Here is a 21,731-nt window from a genome sequence, read left to right on the forward strand (position 1 = left end):
AATGACTGTTCATGATTTTTTCTTACATATTTTATTTTTTTGTAAGTTAACTCTCAATATTTTTGGTACAATAGATAATGTAAAGAGAGACCTAATGAGTTATAGATAAGTGTTTTATCATTTAAAACTTATTGTTCTCACAAATATTTTTTAAATAGTCTAGGAACCCTTCTTAACATTTATACCTATCTTCCCCAAACACTTTTCCCCATTCCTAGATTATCAGATCTCTCATAAGAAAAGCGTCTAGCTCACCCGGCTAGGCCTTTTTTCTTTTTCCATACTTTTGCTATAATAGAGTCATACCGTTTGAAAGGAACTCATAAAATGACTATAAATCAGCAACTTCTTTGCTACAAACGTTTACCAAACTGGACAGCTACAACACTTCCAGAAATGGTGACGCAAAAACACAATACTAAGGTAGGAACTTGGGCTAAATTGACCATTCTATCAGGATCTCTCCGCTTCTACGAATTAGATGAACAAGGACAGGTTACTGCAGAGCACCTTTTTACCCCCGAGACAGAGATTCCTTTTGTTGAACCACAAGCTTGGCATCGCATCGCTGCTGCATCAGATGATTTGGAATGCTATCTTTCTTTTTACTGTAAACCTGAGGACTACATGGCTAAAAAGTATGACACTAAGGCTCACTCCGAGGTTCTTGAAGCAGTCCAATCTGGCTATATCAAACCTGGTCGCACCCTCGACCTAGGCTGTGGTCACGGCCGTAACGCTCTTTATTTGGCATCTCTTGGGCATGATGTTACAGCCGTTGATGTTAATAACGAAGCTACACAACGCATCCAAATGATTGCAGATGAGGAAAATTACAATGTTAGAGCTGGCTACTACGATATCAATGCTGCTGCTCTTCCTGAGTCTGAGACCTTTGATTTCATCCTCTCAACAGTCGTCTTTATGTTCCTTGATCCCGATCAAATTCCGGCTATTATCAAGAATATGCAAGAGCGTACTGTTGTCGGTGGCTACAACCTAATTGTTTGTGCCATGGACACTGAGGAGCACCCTTGTACCATGCCTTTCCCATTTACTTTTGAAGAGGGTGAGTTGAAGAACTACTATAGAGACTGGGAGTTAGTCAAGTATAACGAAAATCTTGGTCACCTTCACCGTTTGGATGAATATGGCAATCCCATCGCCCTTCAATTTGCAACCATGTTAGCTAAGAAGGTTAAATAAGAGCGAATGACTGTAGAAGAGCTGATTACAGTTTGACTTGTCTTCAAATTAAAAACTAGGAATCCAGCTAGATTCCTAGTTTTTAATTGTTTACAATATCTGCATACCCTGATTTAAGGTCTGCGTTTTCTGTTTCTTTGACATAATACACACCACCATTAGTAGTAGGTGAATAAAGAACAAAGGGAGTCCCATCTTTTTTAATGGTAAAGAAATAACGGTGAACAGAAACATTCTCCCATCTCTCGTATACCGAAACAATGGTATACTCCGAATTGCTATTACCATTTGCAGCATAAGTAGCATCCACAGTCTGGTTATGATCCGACATCCAACGGATAGGCAAGGAAGAGGCTTCATTGGTAATTTCTTTGTATCCTGGCTGATCCATCTGATTGCCCCAAGAAACCATCAAACTAGCAAGGCGACTAGCTTTGTCATTGGTCCAACGTGGATTTTCAGTAAAGGCTTCCTTAGCATGGTTAGCGTCAGGTGTATCAATACTTGCACTGCTAGATTCACTCGTCTTCGCATTTTCGATTGATGACGTACTTAACTTGGCATTAGCCTTATCTGTCGATGAGAATATCGAGCTAGCCACTGTGGCAGACGACTTAGTCTGTTTGACGTTCTTCATTGAACTAGAGACTAGAGTCAAGCCAATACCAACGACGATCGCTACTAGAGCCCCCAGAAGAATATAGATATAATTATAATTTTTCGAGATTCCAATAAGGCCAGACTGATAGGCTAATTGTAGTTCATCAGGTTTCGGTTTACGCCCTTGAACTTGCTCAAAACGACTTATCCATTCTGCTTCTGATAGCTTTCGCATAATTTTCCTCTTCTCTTTATCAATTATCTTCCATCCTATCATAGAACAGGGATGATGACAATAGTAGAGAGAACTTGAGGCTTACCTTCAACCTATTATCTATCCTTTATTTTCAAAATGACGACGAACAAGTCGATTATAGGAGGGTTGTTTCTCCAAAAGTTGAAATGCCAAGTTCAATCGTCATAAATCTTTTCTCCAGTGATTCTTTTATTTTTTATGAGAACAACACTACCACTAATTAGTAGTAATTACAAATAAAAAAACCTAAGACTCTATTTTCCAAGAAAAACTAATAGGGTTAGGCAGAAAAGTAAAACTAAAACACCCACAACTAGTAGGAGACTAATCTTATAGCCTAGGGGATTTTTGGGATTTAAACTAGTTCCAACGCCATACCTACGGAGGACAAATAAGGGTTCTGAGGGAGATTGCTTAAGGTTGTAGCCTAAGAGATACCTTAAGTAAAATAAAAAGAAGACACTCATCCCTGGAAAAATGACAAGTGGAAGAATAATTCCCTGTGACCACCAAATCATGATTGTAAGAATGATTTGTATCAACAAGAGAACCCAAAACATGTAATAAATGTATGATTGCTTTTTCATTAATATGTACCTCTCAATCTAAGATTAGTATACTCCTCCTAGCTTCTCTTATCAATCCCATAACTCGCCTGACATCTTATTTTCTGCTACAATAGATAGGAACAATTCAAAGAAGGAAACTGTACACATGAAATTAATTTCTTGGAATATTGATTCCCTAAATGCCGCTCTTACTAGTGACTCTGCTCGCGCTCAACTATCACGCGCAGTTATCCATACCTTGGTCGCTGAAAATGCAGATATCATTGCAATTCAAGAGACAAAACTATCTGCTAAAGGTCCGACTAAAAAACATTTGCAAATCTTAGAAGACTACTTCCCTGACTATGACAATACCTGGCGTTCATCTGTGGAACCTGCCCGTAAAGGTTACGCTGGAACCATGTTCTTGTATAAAAAAGAATTGACACCAATCATCACATATCCTGAAATCGGAGCACCTTCAACCATGGACTGTGAAGGACGTATCATCACTCTCGAATTTGACCATTTCTTTGTGACACAGGTCTACACACCAAATGCCGGTGACGGCCTCAAACGTCTACTAGAACGTCAAATCTGGGATGAAAAATATGCGGATTACTTAGCCGAATTGGACGCTCTGAAACCAGTCCTTGCGACTGGTGACTATAACGTTGCCCACAAGGAAATTGACTTGGCAAACCCTTCAAGTAATCGCCGTTCACCAGGTTTTACAGATGAAGAACGTGCTGGCTTCACTAATCTCCTCGCTAAAGGATTTACAGATACTTACCGTCACCTCAATGGTGATGTTACAGGTGCCTATACATGGTGGGCCCAACGTAGCAAAACATCTAAAATCAATAATACAGGCTGGAGAATTGACTACTGGTTGACTTCAAATCGTATTGCCGATAAGGTCACAAAATCAGATATGATTGACTCTGGTGATCGCCAAGATCACACACCTATTGTCTTAGAGATTGACTTATAAAACAACTCTAGACCTAAATCCCTAAAAAGAGTAGAACTACTACTCTTTTACTTTGCCCAACTAAGGAGAAATAATGAAAAATAAACTTAACCCTACACAAAAGCTTGTTCTCTCAGCTATTATCATGGCCCTATATATCGCTATCCTCTTTGTCTCTCAAGCTATTTCCTTTGGTGCTGTTCAGATGCGTCTGGCTACGGCTTTATATGGATTAACCTATATCTTCCCATTTTTGGTTGTCCCACTCAGTCTCGCCAATGCTATTGCTAACTCTTTTGGTGGCCTGGGATTGATTGATGTTGTCGGTGGATTCTGTGCCAGCTTTCTGGCAACTGGTAGCATCTACCTCATCCGCAAAGCCAAGTTGTCAAGCTGGTTTATCGTACTCCCAATCCTACTCGTTCCATCCTTAGTGGTACCTATCTGGCTTAGCGCCTTACTTAAACTTCCTTATCTTGCTCTCGTTTTCAATTTGCTATTAGGACAATTAGTACCTTCAATCTTGGGAGCCGTCCTTGTAAGAGAGTTGTCCAAACGTGGATACAAAGACTGACAGACAAAAGTATCTCTGCAAATTGCAGAGATACTTTTTTAGTAATGATATGCTTTTTCGTAAGCTTCTTTTGGTGTCAGTTTGTCTCCAAAAATAAGTAAACGGTAGTCAACATTAGTAGGATCTTTTTGATAGTCATCAACCCAATCTTGATTCATTTCGAGATAAAGATTATAAGTTCCCAACTCAGTCGAAACAGTACCTATCTTGTAAAAATCTTTATAACGCTTTTGGTTATCCGTTTTTTTCAATTTTTCATATCGATAATAGGTTCTGGCAAAGTCCATGAATTGGAATTCTTTCTTATCTTTGCCAGAGCCCGTTGTTACTTCAATGGTACCTTTGTTATTTGTTAGGTGTAAATCATAAACATAGTCACCATGATTATCTTCATAGAAAATACCTGAGGTGTTATCCTCCTCATCATATAAGGTCTCAATATTTGCATACTTAGCAGCCTGCCAAGCAACAGGGACTCCTTCATATTCACCATCAATCTGTAAACCTAAAAGTGACCAATAATGACCGATATAGAAGGTATTAGACTTATTACGATCTGTCACCAGTTCACCTACCATCTTAAGGTTTTCAGCACCTAGACGATAAGGGTTAGATAGGTAACCAAAGACTGGGAAGAAATAAATGATGACTGTAAAGGTCAAGAGGGTCTTCATATTAATCTTATTGATTGCCCAGAAGAAATAAGCAGCTGAGAACAAGAGAGCGTAAGCAGCCCCGTAGCTAAACTTATGCGCGTGAGCAATCAAGAGCAGAATGAAGAAAATAGGTTGGATAGGACGAATCTTGTGATAGATGATAGAGAAAACGTCCTCCTTGTCTTCCTCAGATTTGAAAATCAAAGACAAGACAATGGTCAAGAGTACAAAGAAGGCACCAAAGCCGAAACCAACATCATTTGGACGGAAGAAATAAGCCAAGATGGACATATCCATCACCAAAAGCCAGACAGCTGCAAATTTAACCATGTTGTTACCAAATTTTGCAGCCGTTTGACTAGGTGCCTTCAAAGGTACCTCAAAGGCTTGAGCAAGTGCTCTTTCTTTGGCTTGACGTTCAGCCTCTATTGCAGCTTTCATTTCCTTAGTACGGCGTTCCTTTTGGAACAAATGGGCAACCTTAGTCGGTTCATCTTGCCTTGACTTAGTGATACTCAAGAAAAGCAAGTACTGCATGGCGAAAATGAGAGCTGTGTTCCCACCGTATTCTAGGAAGGAACCATTCCAAATACTAGAAACAACTGTAAAAACGATATAACCTCCAATTGAGATTAAAACCGTCAAGAGCAAATGAATCCAACGATAGCGGTAAGTGTATTTATCAGTTGTATCTCGTCTCAAAAACGTGTCACGTGGGTAAAGATACCAGATAACGAAGATAAGTTCAATGGCTTGAACTGCTGTTAGAAAACCAACGTAGTTGAAGCCAAAAACGGCTGCTACCACATTGATGAGATAGGAAATAATGGCCAAAACTCGCAGACTGGTGCGCTTAGATAAGAGTCCAATACTCATCAGGGTGATAGTTGAGAAGGCAGAAAAACCAGCGCCCATCTTATTATCAAAGATAAACACATTGACAAAAGCAAAAATCAAGATTCCTAAAAGAGTTAAGACTTGTTTTTGCATTTCTTTTTTCTTTTCTTTCATATTTTCCCTCCTTATGGAAATGATAACGTTTCCGTACTCCTATTTTAACACAATTATACTATTTTTGTCAGATTTAAAAAGGCATTCGGATAACCGAAGGCCTTTTTCATTTGTTATCTAATGCTTCAATCTTGAGGAACACAAAATCCCCATCAAAGCGTTGAATGTACTTCTGAAAACCTAATAAACTAAAGGTTTCAATCTCATAACGGACCTGATCAACACCATCACTAGTGCTTTCTTCAAGCAATTTTAGTTTTGGAATATCTGATTCCAAGACATCACGGTAAAGTCCTTTATACTCAAAGGTAATTCGAGCCCACTCGTTACCAGAAAGCATTGAGAAAGCCTGATAACGCACCTGCTCATCTGTAATAAGACGGTCTTTTTGTTCTGGACTGAGCGTGAAAGCCAAATCATTTTCAGATTTGTGAATGGTCTGGAAACGATCTACACGGAAATAACGGATTTCAGAGAACTGATAATCACAAGTAAAGTTATCATCCAGTTTGTAAGAAATACAGTAAAAATAATGGTTGTCAAAAATGACTGAAATTGGAAAGACCTTATATTCCTCCACTTTTTCTCCTGGCTTACGGTAACTAAAAGACAAAGGACGTTGGTCCACAATGGCATCGAAAATGGCTGAAATAGCTGGTAAGAGTGACTTATCTTGATCCTGATAAATCTTAAGTTCTTGATAACTATCTAGTTCTAGCTCAGTCAATCGCTTGATACGTCTGCGCTCCTTGTCGTCTACAGCCCTCTCAACAAAGATGTTGATAATTTCTGCTACTTCATCCTTTCGAAGGGCACGACTCTCTAAAAGAATCTTAGATAGGATAACTGCCTGATTGTATTTAAGGTTACCATAGCCCTGTTCATACTGGGCATGATAGGAACCGTATTTTCTAGAATACTTAACCTTCATATTTGGACGTAACTCAGTCAAATTTTCCTTGAGTTCACTCACGTCCTCTTTAAGGGTACGCTCACTTATGCCAAAGCGAGCTAGGTAGTCCGTTTTTGAAATGTCATTTCCCTTTTCCAATTCGGACATAAAATACAAGAGACGTTTGGTTTTTGATGCTGTCATTATAAAATCCCCCTTTATAATCAAACCTCTTATTACTAAAAAATTGCTGTCTAGTTATTCATTATCATAGATAGTCATCCCTAGTAGCGACGAGCCACAGAATTATAGCTCAAATAATAGTCCTTTTTCTTTTCGTTATACTCAAAAGATAGTCTTAACAATTGTGCTTTCTCAATAGGACTATTCTGATCAGTGTAATCAAGATCAACTGACTTATGTATGATTCCTGATGAATGAACATTGATACTTCTCCAGGCCCTTTTTGCCTGAGAATGTTCCCTCACTACCTCAGACAAAGGTGTTGCTGGACCAAGATAATCTTGGTCTTTAGTGCGTAACCGGTTAAGCTGTTCTTCCGACCAATTACTACTATAATTATCAACTACCGTAACGCCATCAAGGGGATAAGTCGCTATTCCACCATCATAGACAAAGCGTCTCTTTTCGTCCTTCACAAAAGAGAGATTAATATACTCATTGCCATCTCCACGGTCATACCTCACCTTGAGACCACTAAACTCCATCTCGACATAATTACCCTTACCATGACTTTTAATAATCGAACGTAAGGTATCAGCCTTGGGTTTCAGATTTTTAAAATCTTCTTCCGTCCAGTTATAAATCGCAGACTCATCTTCGTAGTCTTTGGGATCATCGCTATCAGGTTTATCCTCATCAAGATCTGACTGAGATACCTGCTGAATCAACCTGTATTTTTTCATAGCCCCTCGATAGACAGAACCACCTAAAGTGGCAAAGAAGGATAGTCCAATCAAGCCAACCACGATTGCGGTGAAGAGAAATCTACCTAGCTTCTGTCCCATTCTAAAGAGAATGATAGCAAGGACAAAACATGCCACAATTACAGCCAGATACACAATTATCGGCTTATACTTCCAAGATAAGAAGACCGATTCCCAGCTCACACTTAAGAGTATCAGTGGTAGAACAAGAGTCAAAAAGAAATGCCGCTTCTCAGCTTTTTCCTCCTGAAAAGCAGATTCAAACTCTGGCCCTTTATTACTAAAAGCCGACTCAAAAGCCTGATCACCATTCTTTAGATGATCATCACTTAAATAATGTTTACTCTCTTTATTAAACCTCTACTCCTCTAAATATTCTATATAACAATTTCCCAGTTTTTTCTATTGTAACAAATGAAAGCGTCATTTTCTACAAATATACTAAAAAAGCAACCTATCTTAGGTTGCTTAAAGGTTTAACATTAGTCATTCTCAATCTTTTCAGCTTCTGTACTGAATTTTTGTGCAATGGCTTCAAGAGCTAATTCGTCTGTATCTGGAAGAGTGATGGCATCATCAGAAATCTCATCAATATTTGCATAAAATTCAATATGATTCTTCAGATTTTGGAGATGAATTGGTGCATCACCACCGTATTCGCCATCAAGGTTAATCATCATACGATCATCACTTAGAGGCTCAATATACAGCGAGCTCGTTTTGATATAGGAAATTCTCTTGTCATAGATGTGTTTACCACCTTGGAGAATTTGACGAATGAGGTCAACCAATTCAAAGAGGTTAGCTGTCTTAACCATGATTAGAGTAAATTTACCATCATCCAGTTTAGCATCTGGGGCAATCGTTTCAAAGCCACCAACTGAATTGGTCAAGGCAACGAAAATCATGGAAAGACCACCTTCAAAGACACCCTCATCATGCGTAATACGAACAGGAACCTTCTTAACTTGTGGTAGCAACTCTGCCCCCTTAACAAGGTAGGCCAAATAACCAAGTACTGTCTTTAAGCGACTAGGTACACTATAGGTTAGTTCCGTAAAGGAACCAGCAGCCGCAATATTGATGAAGTATTTGTCATCATAGGCACGGCCAATATCCATCTGAAGGGTCTGATTTTTAGCGATAACCTTGGCTGCTTCAACAGGATTTCCTCTTGGAATCTTCAAGGCGCGTGCAAAGTCATTTGTCGTTCCCGTTGGAATAACCGCCATTTGTGGGCGTTTTTTAAGCGGGGCAACCCCAGAAACAACCTCATTGATTGTACCATCGCCACCAGCAGCAATAACTAAGTCAAAGCCTGCTTTGGCCGCACGAGTGGCCTCATTTTTTGCTGAGTTCTCATCTGGTGTTGTTTGAAAGGCTGACGCTTCAAAGCCAGCACCTTCCAGAATATCCAAGACCTCGGCAACATTTTTTTTCATAATTTCTTGTCCAGATGTTGGATTATAAATTAAGCGGGCACGTTTTTGTTTCATATTGAACTCCTATAAATCCAGCAACCAAGCCTCATCTTTTACTTCAATTCCTAGGCTTTGTGCTTTTTCCAACTTACTTCCGGCATCACTACCAGCAACTACTAAATCTGTTTTCTTAGAGACAGAACCTGTCACCTTAGCACCCAGAGCTTCTAGTTTTGCCTTTGCTTCACTACGTTTAAGATGCTCCAATTTTCCTGTCAAAACAACTGTCTTACCAGATAAGATAGCATCATCTGCCACCTTTTGTCCAAGATAGGACAAATTAACGCCATAGGATTCCAGTTCTTTCATAAGAACTTGAGCCTCCTCCTTAGCAAAATAGCGCTGGATGGACTTGGCAATAACCTCTCCTAAACCATCTACAGCAGCAATAGCCTCGACATCTGCACTGGCTAACTCTTGTATACTGCCAAAAGCTTCTAGCAACTGCTTACTAACTTTGGCGCCAACATGACGAATACCCAAGCCATAGAGCAATTTCTCTGCAGAATTTTCTTTTGATGCTTGAATGGCTGCGTAAAGTTTTTCAGCCGACTTTTCTTTGAAACTTTCCAATTGAAGGAAATCCTGACTGTTCAAGCCATAGATATCAGCCACATCTTTAACCAATTCAGCTTTAAAGAGCTTTTCAACCACTGAAGGTCCTATACCTGCGATGTTCATGGCATCTCGAGAGGCAAAATGAATCAGGCCTTCCTTGATCTGAGCAGGGCAAGAAGGATTGATACAACGTAGGGCAACTTCATCTTCAAAATGTAAAAGACCACTGCCACAAGATGGACATTGAGTCGGTACTTCCATCGGCTCCTGTGTCGTACGCTTACTCTCTACTACACGAAGTACAGCAGGGATAATATCACCAGCTTTGTAGACAATTACGGTATCACCAATACGAATGTCTTTTTCGGCAATGTAATCTACATTATGAAGGGTGGCCCGACTAACCGTTGTCCCCGCTAATTGCACTGGAGTCAAATTAGCAGTCGGCGTTACTACACCCGTACGACCTACCTGCCAGTCCACTGAGAGAAGCTCTGCTTCCTTTTCCTCAGCCGGGAATTTATAAGCAATGGCCCAACGTGGCGCCTTAACTGTAAAACCGAGTTCTTCTTGCATAGCCAAACTATTGACTTTGATGACAACACCATCAATGTCATAGGCCAAGTGATCACGATCTTCTCCAACAGCTTGAATAAAGTCCCAAATCTCATCCATCGATGATGTGACAATGCGTCGTGGATTAACAGAGAAACCGAGTTCTGCCACTTCATTTAAGACATCATTTTGTGTTAGACGCTCCGTTGGACTAGCTTCCTGATAAAGGAAAGTCGCCAAACGACGCTCTGCAACCACTTTGGTATCTAATTGACGAAGAGTTCCTGCTGCAGCATTACGTGGATTGGCAAATTCGGCCTCACCATTTTCCTGGCGTTGGATGTTGATGCGTTCAAACTCAGCCCGTGGCAGGTAACACTCCCCACGCACCGTAATATTAAGAGGTTGGTCCAACTTCAGAGGAATATCTGAGATACGCTTGACATTTTCAGTGATATTCTCACCTACAGAACCATCACCACGTGTCGCACCTACCTGAAGAATACCATCCACATAGGTCAACGAGATAGAAAGCCCATCGATTTTGAGTTCAGCCATATAATCGGCATTAGGAAATTCGTCCTTAACCCTCTTATCAAAGGCATCTAGCTCTTCTCGTGAAAAAGCATCCTGCAAACTATAAAGCGGATACTCATGTTGATATTTTTCAAAACCATCAAGAACCAGCCCTCCCACACGATGCGTAGGACTATCTGCTTGAACATATTCAGGGTGCTCAGCCTCCAAAGCTACTAGCTCTCGATAGAGCTTATCATAGTCTGCATCTGACACCGATGGATTATCTTCCGTATAATACTCTTTTGCATACTGGTTAAGTTTAGCAACCAGCTCTTTCATTCGTTTTTCCATAGGAACATTTTAACATAAAAGCAGAAAAAAACGCCTTTACAGACGTTAATTTAGGAAACAAAATCAATGACTTTGGCCAATTTCTTAATAAGAATTGCACCAACTAAGAGAGAAGCCAATTCTCCCATAGCAACAGTGAACCAAGTTGCCCAAAATGGTGCTTGAGTAACTAGGGTCAACTCAGCCGCAATCGTCACCATGAAGAATGAGAAGTAAAAGGCAAAGAAAACATGAGCCTTGTCAAAAAGGCCACCCAAAATGTCTTGGTTTTTAAAACGGTCAAAGAAATAAACACCTGAACCGACAAAGACCAGTGTCGAGAGACTTCCGACAACCACATCAATCATGTTAAAGCTAAAGAAATTAGCAATCACACAGCCCAAAGTCACGGCAATGATATACTTGCGATTATAAAATCCTAACAGATTGAACATTTCTGCAATTCGGAACTGGTAGGGACCATACGAAATTAAGTTAAAAGGTGGCACAACAGTCAAGACTACATAAAGAGCTGCCACAATAGCAATATGTGTTAAATCACGAACAGTTTGTTTTTTCATTTTTCCTCCATAATCATTATCTTTTTATTATCTACAAAGGATAATATTCCCATCAAAAGAGCCTGGATCTCACCAAGCTCTCTTTATCATCTAGGAATCATCCTCATCTTTTTTGTGTTTTTTGCTGTCACTACCATCTCCAGAAAAACTCTGAATAATAGTAATCACATCTCCTCTTCTACTTTTTAGTTCACCTTGTCTAAGCTCTTGATAGGTCGCATTAAAGACGGCACCCAAAATCAAAATTCTGGCCAAAAAGATGAACCAAAGCATGAAGACGAAAATCATAATGGATCCAAATAACTTAATGTCAACCAATCGACTCAAGGTACGAATCACGTAGGTTCCAAACAAGTTGCTTAAATAGCCAATCACTAAAGTCGTAAAGATAGTCCCTGGCATAACATAGCGTATTTTTCGAATCTTCACATTTGGAAGCACGAAATAAAGCACCATCATTCCCAGGAAGACAACTGCAATACTTAGAGGTTGGATACTATTTAAAATAAGCTGAGTCATCTTGGAACCAATAGGATAGGTCTGATTGATAACTCGAAGGACCGACTGAATAATCGTAGACAGCATTAGTGCAAAGGTGAGCAGGAATAAGATTACCAGACTCATGAAACCACCGATAATGTGACTAATAAAGACATCACGGTGTTCTGAAGCACCATATACCTTGTTAATCGCCTTTTGAAGGGAAGACAAGGACTTAATCATAGTCCAGAATCCCGTCAAAGAGGCAACTCCTAGCAACTGTCCAGAAGGTGTCGAGAAGATATCCTGAACAACGTTTGCTGCAGGTGCATAAAACTGCTTAGGAAGGTGCTCATTCATAAACTTCAAGAGATCGGTCGTATCAATATTCAGATAGGGAAAGACATTGGCCGCAATGACAATGAGCGGAAAAACCGTCAAAATGAGATAGTAAGCCACTGCGATAGTTGAAATGTCTATCTCTGCACTACGATAATGCCTAAGATAAACCTGCAATGGGCGCCATTGGAGTTTATCCAATAGACGGGCCATTAAGCCTTGTCGTTTCATATTAGTAAGTTCTTTCTTCGCCTTGAGAAGTCAAAATTACTGGACCATCCTTAGTGATAACAAATTGGTGCTCATATTGACAAGAAAGTCCACCGTCAAGAGTTTTGTGAGCCCAACCCGTTTCAAGGTCAGTATCGATTTCCCAAGTACCAGTGTTAATCATCGGCTCGATAGTCAAAACCATTCCTTCTTTGAGACGGAGACCTCGTCCAGCCACCCCATAGTTTGGCACCATTGGTTCTTCGTGCATTGTTGGCCCAACTCCGTGTCCAACCAAATCACGAACAACACCGTAACCACGACTTTCAGCGTATTCTTGGATAGCTGCACCGATATCACCGATACGGTTACCGACTACCGCTTGTTCAATGCCAAGGTACATAGCCTCACGTGTTACTTCCATAAGTTTTTTGACTTCGTCAGATGGCGTTCCAATCGCATAAGCCCAACATGAGTCAGCCAAACCGCCAGAATATGATTCCGTGTATTTTTTAACCTGAGCAACATTGTCAAAATCCAATTTTGACACATCAAGGACTGACTTATCGATAGGTTCTGACAAGACCATATCAACCTTCAAGAGGTCACCATCTTTCAAAATATAGTGACGTGGAAAGGCATGTGCCACTTCGTCATTAAGACCACAGCATGTCGCATAAGGGTAATCCATAATGCTTCCCTCAACCCCAATCTGAAGGGGAAGGACATTCTCTTCTTTACAACGACGACGCACATACTCTTCCACTTCCCACATGTCTACTCCTGGTTTCAAGAGGTCACGTAGACCAATGTGAATGCTAGCAAGAAAATCCCCTGCCCTATCCATTGCTTCAATTTCACGTGCTGATTTTAATGTAATCATTGTTTTCTCCGTTTTCTTTATATCTTTTATTTTTAGTTACTAAGTTTTCTTAACCACAACGACTGATTTGCAAACGGTATGATTTCCGTGAGTAACCATAAGGTCCAGATGGGCTCTACGTCTGGTTTCAGCGATAATACTTGGTGTAATCGTCACCTTGTCATCGATCTGAGCTGCCTGAAGAAAGTAAAACATCATCTCTTCAATCACAAGACCATTTTGTTCCTGCTTTTCCATGATACGATAGACAACCTCTTTAACCATCTCTGCAAGAACACCCTGAGTGAGGTTCCCAGAATTGTCAATCATAGTGGGCTCGACCTCAAAGCTGAAAGCATGCTTGTCCTGGTTTAGGTTAGCTATCATTTGATCACTAAAGGTGTGCAAGTTGCCACGATTATTGTCCTGAAGTTCTTCCAAAACCTGACGACGGGTGATAACACCTAGATAGTGTTTTTCTTCATCCACAACAGGAATGATATCAAAGTCCTCAAAAATCATCTTTTGGGCAACGGTTGCTAGACTGTTCTCAAGTCGTGTCACCGTCGGCTTGGTCATGATTGCCTTGAGCATGGTCGTCGGTTGCTGATTAGACACATCTCGCATGGTCACAATCCCAATCACCTTGTCAGCTTCAGACAGAATAGGAAAACGCACCAAGTTCGTCCGTTTCACCAAATTCTGAAAATCCCTGACTGTCATTTCTGGAGTCATGTAGTTGTAGTCTTCTCGTCTAGTATAGACTTGAGCTACAGTCTTGATGTCTGTTTTGATACGGACATTCGAAAGTGCCTGGTTAATCATGGTTGCCACGGTAAAAGTATCGTAAGTTGTTACCATGACTGGAAATTGCTTCAAACGTGAAAGCTCTTTGACCCTATCGGAAACCTGAAAGCCCCCCGTCACTAAAATAGCATTATTGTGTTCTAGGGCAAGCAATTGAATATCCTCACGGTCCCCAACAATAAGAAGATCTCCTTTGGTTAGATAACGGGTGATATTCTCAATAGTCATGGCTCCGATATAGAACTTACTGAAGACACGTTCCAGACCTTCGTGACCAGAGATAACCTCAGACTCTGTAATCTCCGCAATCTCCGCAAAGGTCAGCTTATCAAGGCGAACCTGGACTTTCTTTTCAATTCGAACTGTCCCACTCCGAGGACGTGTCTCAACCAACCCTCGATTTTCAGCTTCTTTAATTGCTCGATAGGCAGTTCCATCAGAAACCTGTAAGTGATTCGAAATACTACGCACACTAACACGCTTACCGATAGGTAAGGCCTCTAGATAATCTAGAATTTCTTGATGTTTACTCACAGTTCTCCTCCTTCTCAAAGCGGAGATAATCACGCATGGTACGGGTGTATCGGTCTGCTCCCTTAAAGCGGGACACAAGTTTAAAGCCAGACTTCTCTGCTACACGAATCGATGCCTTATTTTCCAAGTGGGCAATAAGAATAATACGATCCATTCCCACAGCTGTCAAAGCCAAATTTGACAGACAAGTAACTGCCTCTGTCATTAAGCCTCTACCCCAGTATGAGGCATTCAAAAAATAGCCAAGCTCTGCAGTCCGTTTCTGGACATCTATCTTTTCAAAACGAACGATGCCAATCATCTTTTCTAACTCTTTATCTACAATAGCCCATACACCTAGAGGCTCCTTCATGAAGTAATGAACCAAAAGGCAATCCGTTTCATGCTGTGTTTGAGTGGCAGGAAAGAAAAATTGTAGATTCTTAGGATTTGATACAATTTCGTGTAAATCAAAACGATCCAAAAAGATGAGTGGTCTAAAAGAAAGGCGCTCCGACTCAAAGAAGGCAAAAGCACCCAGACTAGTCCAAATATCCATGATAGTATTATAACACAGTTTTAGAAATGGAAAAAGGCTCAACCACTAGGGGTTGAACCTTAGACTTAATCTTCAATCAAACGAATATCTGCACCAAGGTCAGAAAGTTTCTCAATGATATTTGAATACCCACGAAGGATAAACTCAATATTGGTAATTTCAGTTTGACCTTCTGCCATAAGACCTGCCGTAACAAGTGCAGCACCTGCACGCAAATCACTGGCTTTTACTGGCGCACCTGAGAGTTGCGTTGGACCATTGTAAACAATTTGTCCACCGAGTACCTGAATATCAGCACCCATACGAGCCAATTCAGGAACGTGGTTCACACGCTTCTCATAAATCGTATCAATAATTTTTCCTCGACCACTTGCTTTCAACAACAATGGTGTCATCGGTTGTTGTAAGTCCGTCGCAAAACCTGGATAAGGTGATGTCTTAATATCAACAGGTTTTAAATCACCTTGCTCTTCAACAAAGATGGCATCTTCTTCAACTGTCATACGAACACCCATTGCTTCAAGTTTAGCGATAAAACTTTCAAGGTGTTCATAAAGAACATTTTTAACCTTAATTCCCTTACCGATAGCCGCGGCCATAGCAATGTAGGAACCCGCTTCAATACGGTCTGGAATAACCTGATGACGAGTGCCATGTAAGCTCTCTACACCTTCAATCGTGATGACTTCTGTACCAGCACCACGAACACGTGCGCCCATATTGTTAAGAAGAGTTGCTACATCAATAATCTCAGGTTCACGCGCCGCATTCTCAATGACCGTACGACCGTCAGCTTTAGCCGCTGCCAACATGGTATTAATCGTCGCTCCAACACTGACCGTATCCATGTAGATATGAGCACCCTTAATGCGTTGACCAGCATCAGTCGCAATACGCATAGATTCGTCTTCATAGGAAATGCTAGCACCCATCGCTTCAAAAGCCTTAAGGTGAAGGTCAATAGGACGTGGTCCCAAATCACAACCACCAGGCAAGCCTACTGTTGCTTGACCGTAACGTCCAAGCAAGCTACCGTAGAAATAGTAAGAAGCACGAAGACTGTTAATCTTACCAAATGGCATTGGCATATCCTTAACGCCTCGTGGATCAATTTCGAGTGTTTCGCCATCACGCTTAACAGAACCACCCATTACTTCTATAATTTCAATTAAGTTATCGACGTCGCTGATTGCTGGTACCCCGTCAAGAGTAACCACTCCATCAGATAAAATGATGGCCGGAATCAATGCAACAACTGAATTTTTAGCCCCTGATACTGTAACTTCTCCCTGAAGTTTCTTACCACCGTTGATGATAATTTTACGCATACTGTTCAATCTTTCTTATACTGGAATATTAGCTTTTACATTCTACCATAGATTGAGGTGCATGACAAATTAAGAACTCTTACAATTATCGGACAGTTTCACTTGACCATTTAAACCAGCCCTTAAAACGGATGGCCCCGTCTTTATCTGTTCGTAAAACCTTAATATGACGTTGCTTAAAACGTTCTAATGTTTCATCATTCGGATGTTTATAACGATTGTTCTCACCAGCTGAAACAAGGGCAAGGGAGGGATGCAACTGATCCAAAAACGCTTCAGACGAAGAACCCTTTGAACCGTGGTGTCCAGCCTTGAGGATACTTGCCTTTAAATTGGGATAACTGGCCATCAGTTCCTCCTCACCTTCTTTTTCCAAATCACCCGTAAACAAAAAAATGCTTCCTAATAGTTTTCCGTAAAGAACTATCGAATCATTGTTACCACCATCACCAACTTTATTTGGATAAAGAACCTGTAGCTTACTTCCCATCATGGGTAAGTTGTCTCCAGCCTTTAGAGTGCGAACTGGGCATTTTAAAGTCCTAAGTCGTTTCACAAAACTAGGCTTAGTCAAAGCCCCCTGACTGACACAGATTTCCTTAATCTTAAACCGCTTGGCCACTTCTTCCAAATCACCAATATGGTCTGTATCCGTATGAGTCAGGACCAGATGATCAATGTGGGACACTCCCCTAGCCTGTAGATAGGGAATCAAGGTTTTCTCCGCATTGCTCGTCTGACTAGCCTCTTGCCATTTTTCCTTTGAACCGAAAGTCACCTTGCCACCCACATCAATTAGGATGGTATCGCCTTTCATACTCCTCAGAAAAATACTATCTCCCTGACCAACGTCAACCATAGTCACCTCATTGGTTAAAGGATGTTTGACCCAGACCATCAAAAGACCAAAAATCATCAAAAGGCAAATCCTAAACTGAGGCTTTTTCCAAAAATCAAAGAGCATAACCAATACAGCTATCATCAAGCTAAACTGTAACAAACTAGGTTTCCCTAAAATTAAAGGCTGGCCTATCCAGGATTGTATCCAAGTCAAAAAGGTCTCCATCCATTCAAAAAGTGGGTTGATTTGAGAAAAGATTACCAACCCCGAAAGGGCAAAGAAGACCGTCAAGACAGGCAAGAGAAAGCTATCAAATACTATCGAAAATATCGCCGTCAGAATTAAACTCACCGGTTGAAAGGTCCCATAATAGTAAGTTAGAAAGGGCAAAATCCCAAGACTTAACACTAAGCTTGTACAGATTGACTTTTTAAGTGATGACATCTCCTCAAAATCAAACAAACATAACAAGAAGGCATAGGAGCAACTTAAAACACCTCCCACTGTTAAAAGAAAATGAGGTAAAAAGAGAAACAATAGAAGCAAGGTTATTCCCATATTATCCAGTTTTTTAATACCAAACTCCGCTAACAAACTTTGAATCAGGGAACGTAGGACTGAAGCCGTCCATCCTGTCATTAAGGCATAGCATAAGGAAAAAGGCAGCAAGATAATAAATAGATAATCTTTAGGAAGGCCCAAGCGTAGGAGTCCGTAGCGAAACCATCCCAGAAAAAAGCCCACCTGCATTCCCGAAAGTGCGAATAGATGAATAATCCCTAAACTCGTGTAAAGCTGACTCTGCTCATCGAACTCCTTATCCAAATACCCAAAGAGTAGGCCTGTCATGTAGTGTCTCATCGGATTAGGAAAGTGCGTCTGAATATGAACCAAAGCCCTCCTCCTCAGTTGATGAAAAAAAGCTAGGGGAGATAGAGATTTTTTAGGTACCACATGGTCCAAGCGCTCAATCTGAGCAATTCGATAAATGCCTTGACTGGCTAGATAAGACTGATAATTAAACCCTTGAAAATTACGTTGACCAGTTGCTTGGGTTAACGTAATTTTCCCTTTTAATACTAGCGTTTGACTAGTAGTCTTGAAAAAATGCTGCTCCTTCTCAGATTTGAGTCGGTAAAAGACCTGATAGTTTTGTCCCTTGGCCTTACCGATAGCGGATAATTGCTCACCATTAACCGATAGCGTATCAGCAACCAGAGTCACCTGATTGATTTCAGCAGGGGCTTGTTTATCTTGTATGCTAGCTCTATGATGCAAGAATAAAAAGTAGACCAAAAAGAAACTACCTACAAGTCCCACCAACTTTAGGGCTGTCTTATTCTTCCAATGATGCTTCAAAAAACAGACCATAAGAAAGACAAAAGTTCCAATAGCATAAACATTAGTGACAAAAATCGTAAAATAAAGGGCAGCTATTAAAAGAGACAAGGAAAAAAGACTGATTGGCGCTTTTTTAAGCCACATAGATGGACTCTCTGATTTTATCTAACGTTTTATCACCAATTCCTGAAACATTTTTCAGGTCATCTACGGACTGAAAGCCACCATGACTTTCGCGATAGGCGATAATATCCTCTGCTCGCTTAGCTCCAATTCCAGAAATGGTTTGCAATTCCTCTGCAGTCGCTGTATTTAAGTTAATTTTCCCATCCTTAGCATTAGTTTGCCCTCCTTTGTCAGAATCCTGACTAGTTCCTGATTGACCAAGGACAGAAAGGTTTTCATCCTTAGTTGCCACATAGATAACCTCTTCGTCTGACAAGCTTGCGGCTAAATTAACACTCTTAGCATCCGCATCCTCGGTCATTCCCCCAGCGGCTTTGATGGCGTCAGTCACTCTAGTGCCCGCTTTTAGCGTATAAACCCCTGGCTTGACTACGGCTCCTTTAACATCCACTGTTACTTTTGACTTATCCTTTTCACTTTCTTCCGTCTTTGACTGAGAAGACACTTCAGTAAGTGATTTTGACCCTTCTTTGGATGAGGAGGTTGACAATGTTGTCACATCTGTATAAGACGTCTCCGCCTCCATGCTGTTTCCGGCACCACAAGTCATCCATAGAAAGAAGCAAAAAATCACCATCAGTACAGCGATGACACTCACAAACAGACGATTATCTTTGACATAGGCTAGAATCTTTTCCTTCACGCTAATCTCCTTAATTGATATATTTTCTTTCTTATTCGTAAAAAATTTTAAAAAATATCAAAAAGTAAAAAACTCCATCAGATCTATGTCTGATAGAGTTTTTAGCTTATTTCTGAGTTTCTTTGGCACGATGTTTTTCAGGATTCCAAACAAAGCTAGCTACATATGAGAAAACCATGGTCAAAAGTACCGCAATGATAGCCACAATACCGAGAGGTACTCGGTAAATATAAGTCAAAGGATTGGGTTTCTTGCCTGTTTGATAGCTCAAAGCTTCCTCATCAAGGCGATCAAATTCAGATTGGATACGACGAGCAACCTCTTGGATATTTTCGTCATTCAAACGCTTCAAATCTGAAATATCAATGGGATTACCATAGTTCATATCCACACGTTCACCTGTCAAGAGCCCCTTGAGTTCACGAGGTCCTTGATAGACAACCGGCATAATCTTAACCTTAGCCATCTTAGCGATAACTGCAACCCCACCCTTAACATCAGATGAATGGCGGCTACCACTTGGGAACATAATCAAACTACGCTTACTCTTCTTAAGCATGTTAACAGGGTACTTGATAGCTTCTTGACCAGGATTTTCACGGTCAATTGGGAAGGCTCCGCACATACGGATCCACCAACCAAAGATACGACTCTTGAAGAGTTCTTTCTTAGCCATGAAAATAAACTGCTTAGGACGAGCTGAAAAAGCCATATAAACAGGGTCCCACCAAGTTCGGTGCGGAGCAACCAAGATATAGTTTTCGTCCTTGTTCAATAATTTATCGCGATTGTGGTAATGGGCATTCCCATTGATAATCCATAGAAGGAAGACAACAAGCCCACGTAAATAAGCGTAAAACACGTTTTCACCTCTTTTTCTACAAGTTTTTTACTATTATACCAAAAAAAGGAGCGCTTTTTTCATCGAATTTCTTTGTAAACTATTGAAAATGGTGTGGCACTTTCTAATAGTTTGAGCTATAATGTAACTATGAAAAAAAGTATTGAGATTATAGGGAAAAATCGAAAGGCACTTAATCTTTGCCTCATTATTGCAAACTTGGCTGTTCTGGCTATCCTAGGCTTTGTCCTATTCCAACGCCATAACACGAAATCTGAACAAGTAGCCAAGGCTGAAAAGACTGAACAAGTCGCTAATAGCACAAGCTCATCTTCAGAAAAAGCTAAAGAAGATGATGAAACACAACTCAAGAAAGGTAGTAACCACAGCATTGCAGCTTCTGACTATGCTTACGATGTTACTGCTGTGAATAACACTATTCGAGGCAAGTCTCAGGATATCGACGACAAGGTCGTCTTTTTAACGTTTGACGATGGGATTGATCCAACACTGACCCCACAAGTCATGAGTATTTTGAAAGAATACGGTGTTCACGCCACATTCTTCCACATTGGTTACACCATTACACAAGAAAATGCGGACATCCTCAAACGACAAATTACAGAAGGACATGCTATTGCCAACCATAGCCTCAGCCACAACTTTAATCTCCTTTATCCAGGACGTGTTCCTAATCAAAGTCAGATTGTTTCTGAGGTTAACCAAACCATGGCTAATTTCCAAGCTATCTTAGGTAAGGACTTCAAGACAAGAATTTTCCGTTATCCTGGTGGTCATATGTCATGGCAAGGTCTAGAAAGTACTGACCAAGCCCTCGCCAAGGAAGGTATCGAGTGGATTGACTGGAACATGCTTTGTGGTGATGCAGAACCCGCCTCTGTTCGCCCAACGACATCTGAAACCATGATGGCCTACTTGGACGGTTCACAAAAATATTTCCCTGAGAGTCATGTTAAGGTTGTGCTTATGCACGACACTGCTGGTAAGGAGCTGACTGTTCAGACCCTTCCACAAATTATCGAATATTTCAAAAATCAAGGATATACCTTCGGTGTCCTAGAGTAATCACTCGC

General features: G+C 40.7%; 19 protein-coding genes. 4 read left to right on the forward strand and 15 right to left on the reverse strand.

Going from position 1 to position 21,731, the window contains the following annotated elements; genetic code table 11:
• Positions 1-327: 327 nt before the first annotated feature.
• On the forward strand, positions 328-1,206 hold the full coding sequence (gene tehB, locus HMPREF2637_RS08190) for an SAM-dependent methyltransferase TehB (protein ID WP_037598358.1): 879 nt from the start codon (positions 328-330) through the stop codon (positions 1,204-1,206).
• 82 nt (positions 1,207-1,288) lie between these two features.
• Here the strand turns inward: tehB and HMPREF2637_RS08195 are convergent, their stop codons facing one another.
• A complete protein-coding gene (locus tag HMPREF2637_RS08195; RefSeq protein WP_064524198.1) occupies positions 1,289-2,041 on the reverse strand; it encodes a DUF4767 domain-containing protein in 753 nt (250 codons plus the stop codon).
• A 735-nt stretch (positions 2,042-2,776) separates the two neighbouring features.
• Here HMPREF2637_RS08195 and HMPREF2637_RS08205 point away from each other — a divergent pair.
• Together HMPREF2637_RS08205 and HMPREF2637_RS08210 are read left to right on the forward strand one after the other, a co-directional pair.
• The gene (locus HMPREF2637_RS08205) at positions 2,777-3,604 is read left to right on the forward strand and encodes an exodeoxyribonuclease III (protein WP_037601577.1); all 828 of its coding nucleotides are present in this window, start codon (positions 2,777-2,779) and stop codon (positions 3,602-3,604) included.
• A gap of 73 nt (positions 3,605-3,677) precedes the next feature.
• Positions 3,678-4,157, forward strand: a complete 480-nt coding sequence (locus HMPREF2637_RS08210; protein ID WP_037601574.1) for a QueT transporter family protein — start codon at positions 3,678-3,680, stop codon at positions 4,155-4,157.
• 38 nt (positions 4,158-4,195) lie between these two features.
• On the opposite strand, the gene HMPREF2637_RS08215 is transcribed toward HMPREF2637_RS08210, so the two are convergent.
• The 14 genes from HMPREF2637_RS08215 to HMPREF2637_RS08280 all read right to left on the reverse strand — a co-directional run bounded on the left by HMPREF2637_RS08215 (position 4,196) and on the right by HMPREF2637_RS08280 (position 20,658).
• The gene (locus HMPREF2637_RS08215) at positions 4,196-5,824 is read right to left on the reverse strand and encodes a hypothetical protein (RefSeq protein ID WP_064524200.1); all 1,629 of its coding nucleotides are present in this window, start codon (positions 5,822-5,824) and stop codon (positions 4,196-4,198) included.
• Positions 5,825-5,930: 106 nt separating this feature from the next.
• Complete coding sequence (locus HMPREF2637_RS08220; protein WP_064524202.1) at positions 5,931-6,920, reverse strand: helix-turn-helix transcriptional regulator; 990 nt, start codon at positions 6,918-6,920, stop codon at positions 5,931-5,933.
• 80 nt (positions 6,921-7,000) lie between these two features.
• Positions 7,001-7,744: a hypothetical protein gene (locus HMPREF2637_RS08225; RefSeq protein WP_253183505.1), complete on the reverse strand. Its 744-nt coding sequence runs from the start codon at positions 7,742-7,744 to the stop codon at positions 7,001-7,003.
• A 401-nt stretch (positions 7,745-8,145) separates the two neighbouring features.
• The gene (locus HMPREF2637_RS08230; protein WP_037602836.1) at positions 8,146-9,159 is read right to left on the reverse strand and encodes a diacylglycerol kinase; all 1,014 of its coding nucleotides are present in this window, start codon (positions 9,157-9,159) and stop codon (positions 8,146-8,148) included.
• A 9-nt stretch (positions 9,160-9,168) separates the two neighbouring features.
• The gene (ligA, locus tag HMPREF2637_RS08235) at positions 9,169-11,127 is read right to left on the reverse strand and encodes an NAD-dependent DNA ligase LigA (RefSeq protein WP_064524204.1); all 1,959 of its coding nucleotides are present in this window, start codon (positions 11,125-11,127) and stop codon (positions 9,169-9,171) included.
• 50 nt (positions 11,128-11,177) lie between these two features.
• The gene (locus tag HMPREF2637_RS08240; protein ID WP_002891556.1) at positions 11,178-11,687 is read right to left on the reverse strand and encodes a QueT transporter family protein; all 510 of its coding nucleotides are present in this window, start codon (positions 11,685-11,687) and stop codon (positions 11,178-11,180) included.
• A 90-nt stretch (positions 11,688-11,777) separates the two neighbouring features.
• Positions 11,778-12,737: a YihY/virulence factor BrkB family protein gene (locus HMPREF2637_RS08245; RefSeq protein ID WP_037604685.1), complete on the reverse strand. Its 960-nt coding sequence runs from the start codon at positions 12,735-12,737 to the stop codon at positions 11,778-11,780.
• A 1-nt stretch (position 12,738) separates the two neighbouring features.
• On the reverse strand, positions 12,739-13,599 hold the full coding sequence (locus HMPREF2637_RS08250) for a methionyl aminopeptidase (protein ID WP_004183173.1): 861 nt from the start codon (positions 13,597-13,599) through the stop codon (positions 12,739-12,741).
• 39 nt (positions 13,600-13,638) lie between these two features.
• Positions 13,639-14,919 (reverse strand): CBS-HotDog domain-containing transcription factor SpxR, encoded by a 1,281-nt coding sequence (spxR, locus tag HMPREF2637_RS08255; protein ID WP_064524207.1) that lies wholly within the window; start codon positions 14,917-14,919, stop codon positions 13,639-13,641.
• Positions 14,912-15,457, reverse strand: a complete 546-nt coding sequence (locus HMPREF2637_RS08260; RefSeq protein WP_070437764.1) for a GNAT family N-acetyltransferase — start codon at positions 15,455-15,457, stop codon at positions 14,912-14,914. The genes spxR and HMPREF2637_RS08260 overlap by 8 nt, the downstream gene beginning before the upstream one ends.
• A 65-nt stretch (positions 15,458-15,522) precedes the next feature.
• On the reverse strand, positions 15,523-16,785 hold the full coding sequence (locus HMPREF2637_RS08265; protein WP_060971749.1) for a UDP-N-acetylglucosamine 1-carboxyvinyltransferase: 1,263 nt from the start codon (positions 16,783-16,785) through the stop codon (positions 15,523-15,525).
• Positions 16,786-16,870: 85 nt separating this feature from the next.
• Positions 16,871-19,111 carry a DNA internalization-related competence protein ComEC/Rec2 gene (locus HMPREF2637_RS08270; RefSeq protein ID WP_070839924.1) on the reverse strand — a complete coding sequence of 747 codons (2,241 nt, stop codon included), beginning with the start codon at positions 19,109-19,111 and terminating at the stop codon, positions 16,871-16,873.
• A complete protein-coding gene (locus HMPREF2637_RS08275; protein ID WP_064524213.1) occupies positions 19,101-19,796 on the reverse strand; it encodes a helix-hairpin-helix domain-containing protein in 696 nt (231 codons plus the stop codon). Before HMPREF2637_RS08275 ends, HMPREF2637_RS08270 begins: the two co-directional genes overlap by 11 nt.
• 106 nt (positions 19,797-19,902) lie before the next feature.
• Positions 19,903-20,658, reverse strand: a complete 756-nt coding sequence (locus HMPREF2637_RS08280; RefSeq protein ID WP_002891566.1) for a lysophospholipid acyltransferase family protein — start codon at positions 20,656-20,658, stop codon at positions 19,903-19,905.
• Between the two features lie 129 nt (positions 20,659-20,787).
• On the opposite strand from HMPREF2637_RS08280, the gene HMPREF2637_RS08285 reads away from it, so the two are divergent.
• Complete coding sequence (locus tag HMPREF2637_RS08285) at positions 20,788-21,723, forward strand: polysaccharide deacetylase family protein (RefSeq protein WP_064525616.1); 936 nt, start codon at positions 20,788-20,790, stop codon at positions 21,721-21,723.
• The last annotated feature ends 8 nt before the right edge of the window (positions 21,724-21,731 follow it).

Source organism: Streptococcus sp. HMSC065H07 (assembly GCF_001837325.1).
GTDB lineage: Bacteria > Bacillota > Bacilli > Lactobacillales > Streptococcaceae > Streptococcus > Streptococcus salivarius_H.

Bases quoted from the DNA above. Each gene is read 5' to 3' on its own strand.
- HMPREF2637_RS08265 (WP_060971749.1), bottom strand. From the start codon at position 16,785: ATGCGTAAAATTATCATCAACGGTGGTAAGAAACTTCAGGGAGAAGTT.
- HMPREF2637_RS08195 (WP_064524198.1), bottom strand. From the start codon at position 2,041: ATGCGAAAGCTATCAGAAGCAGAATGGATAAGTCGTTTTGAGCAAGTT.
- ligA (WP_064524204.1), bottom strand. From the start codon at position 11,127: ATGGAAAAACGAATGAAAGAGCTGGTTGCTAAACTTAACCAGTATGCA.
- HMPREF2637_RS08270 (WP_070839924.1), bottom strand. From the start codon at position 19,111: ATGTGGCTTAAAAAAGCGCCAATCAGTCTTTTTTCCTTGTCTCTTTTA.
- HMPREF2637_RS08250 (WP_004183173.1), bottom strand. From the start codon at position 13,599: ATGATTACATTAAAATCAGCACGTGAAATTGAAGCAATGGATAGGGCA.
- tehB (WP_037598358.1), top strand. From the start codon at position 328: ATGACTATAAATCAGCAACTTCTTTGCTACAAACGTTTACCAAACTGG.
- HMPREF2637_RS08260 (WP_070437764.1), bottom strand. From the start codon at position 15,457: ATGGATATTTGGACTAGTCTGGGTGCTTTTGCCTTCTTTGAGTCGGAG.
- HMPREF2637_RS08215 (WP_064524200.1), bottom strand. From the start codon at position 5,824: ATGAAAGAAAAGAAAAAAGAAATGCAAAAACAAGTCTTAACTCTTTTA.
- HMPREF2637_RS08225 (WP_253183505.1), bottom strand. From the start codon at position 7,744: ATGGGACAGAAGCTAGGTAGATTTCTCTTCACCGCAATCGTGGTTGGC.
- HMPREF2637_RS08240 (WP_002891556.1), bottom strand. From the start codon at position 11,687: ATGAAAAAACAAACTGTTCGTGATTTAACACATATTGCTATTGTGGCA.
- HMPREF2637_RS08245 (WP_037604685.1), bottom strand. From the start codon at position 12,737: ATGAAACGACAAGGCTTAATGGCCCGTCTATTGGATAAACTCCAATGG.
- HMPREF2637_RS08220 (WP_064524202.1), bottom strand. From the start codon at position 6,920: ATGACAGCATCAAAAACCAAACGTCTCTTGTATTTTATGTCCGAATTG.
- HMPREF2637_RS08205 (WP_037601577.1), top strand. From the start codon at position 2,777: ATGAAATTAATTTCTTGGAATATTGATTCCCTAAATGCCGCTCTTACT.
- HMPREF2637_RS08285 (WP_064525616.1), top strand. From the start codon at position 20,788: ATGAAAAAAAGTATTGAGATTATAGGGAAAAATCGAAAGGCACTTAAT.
- HMPREF2637_RS08210 (WP_037601574.1), top strand. From the start codon at position 3,678: ATGAAAAATAAACTTAACCCTACACAAAAGCTTGTTCTCTCAGCTATT.
- HMPREF2637_RS08230 (WP_037602836.1), bottom strand. From the start codon at position 9,159: ATGAAACAAAAACGTGCCCGCTTAATTTATAATCCAACATCTGGACAA.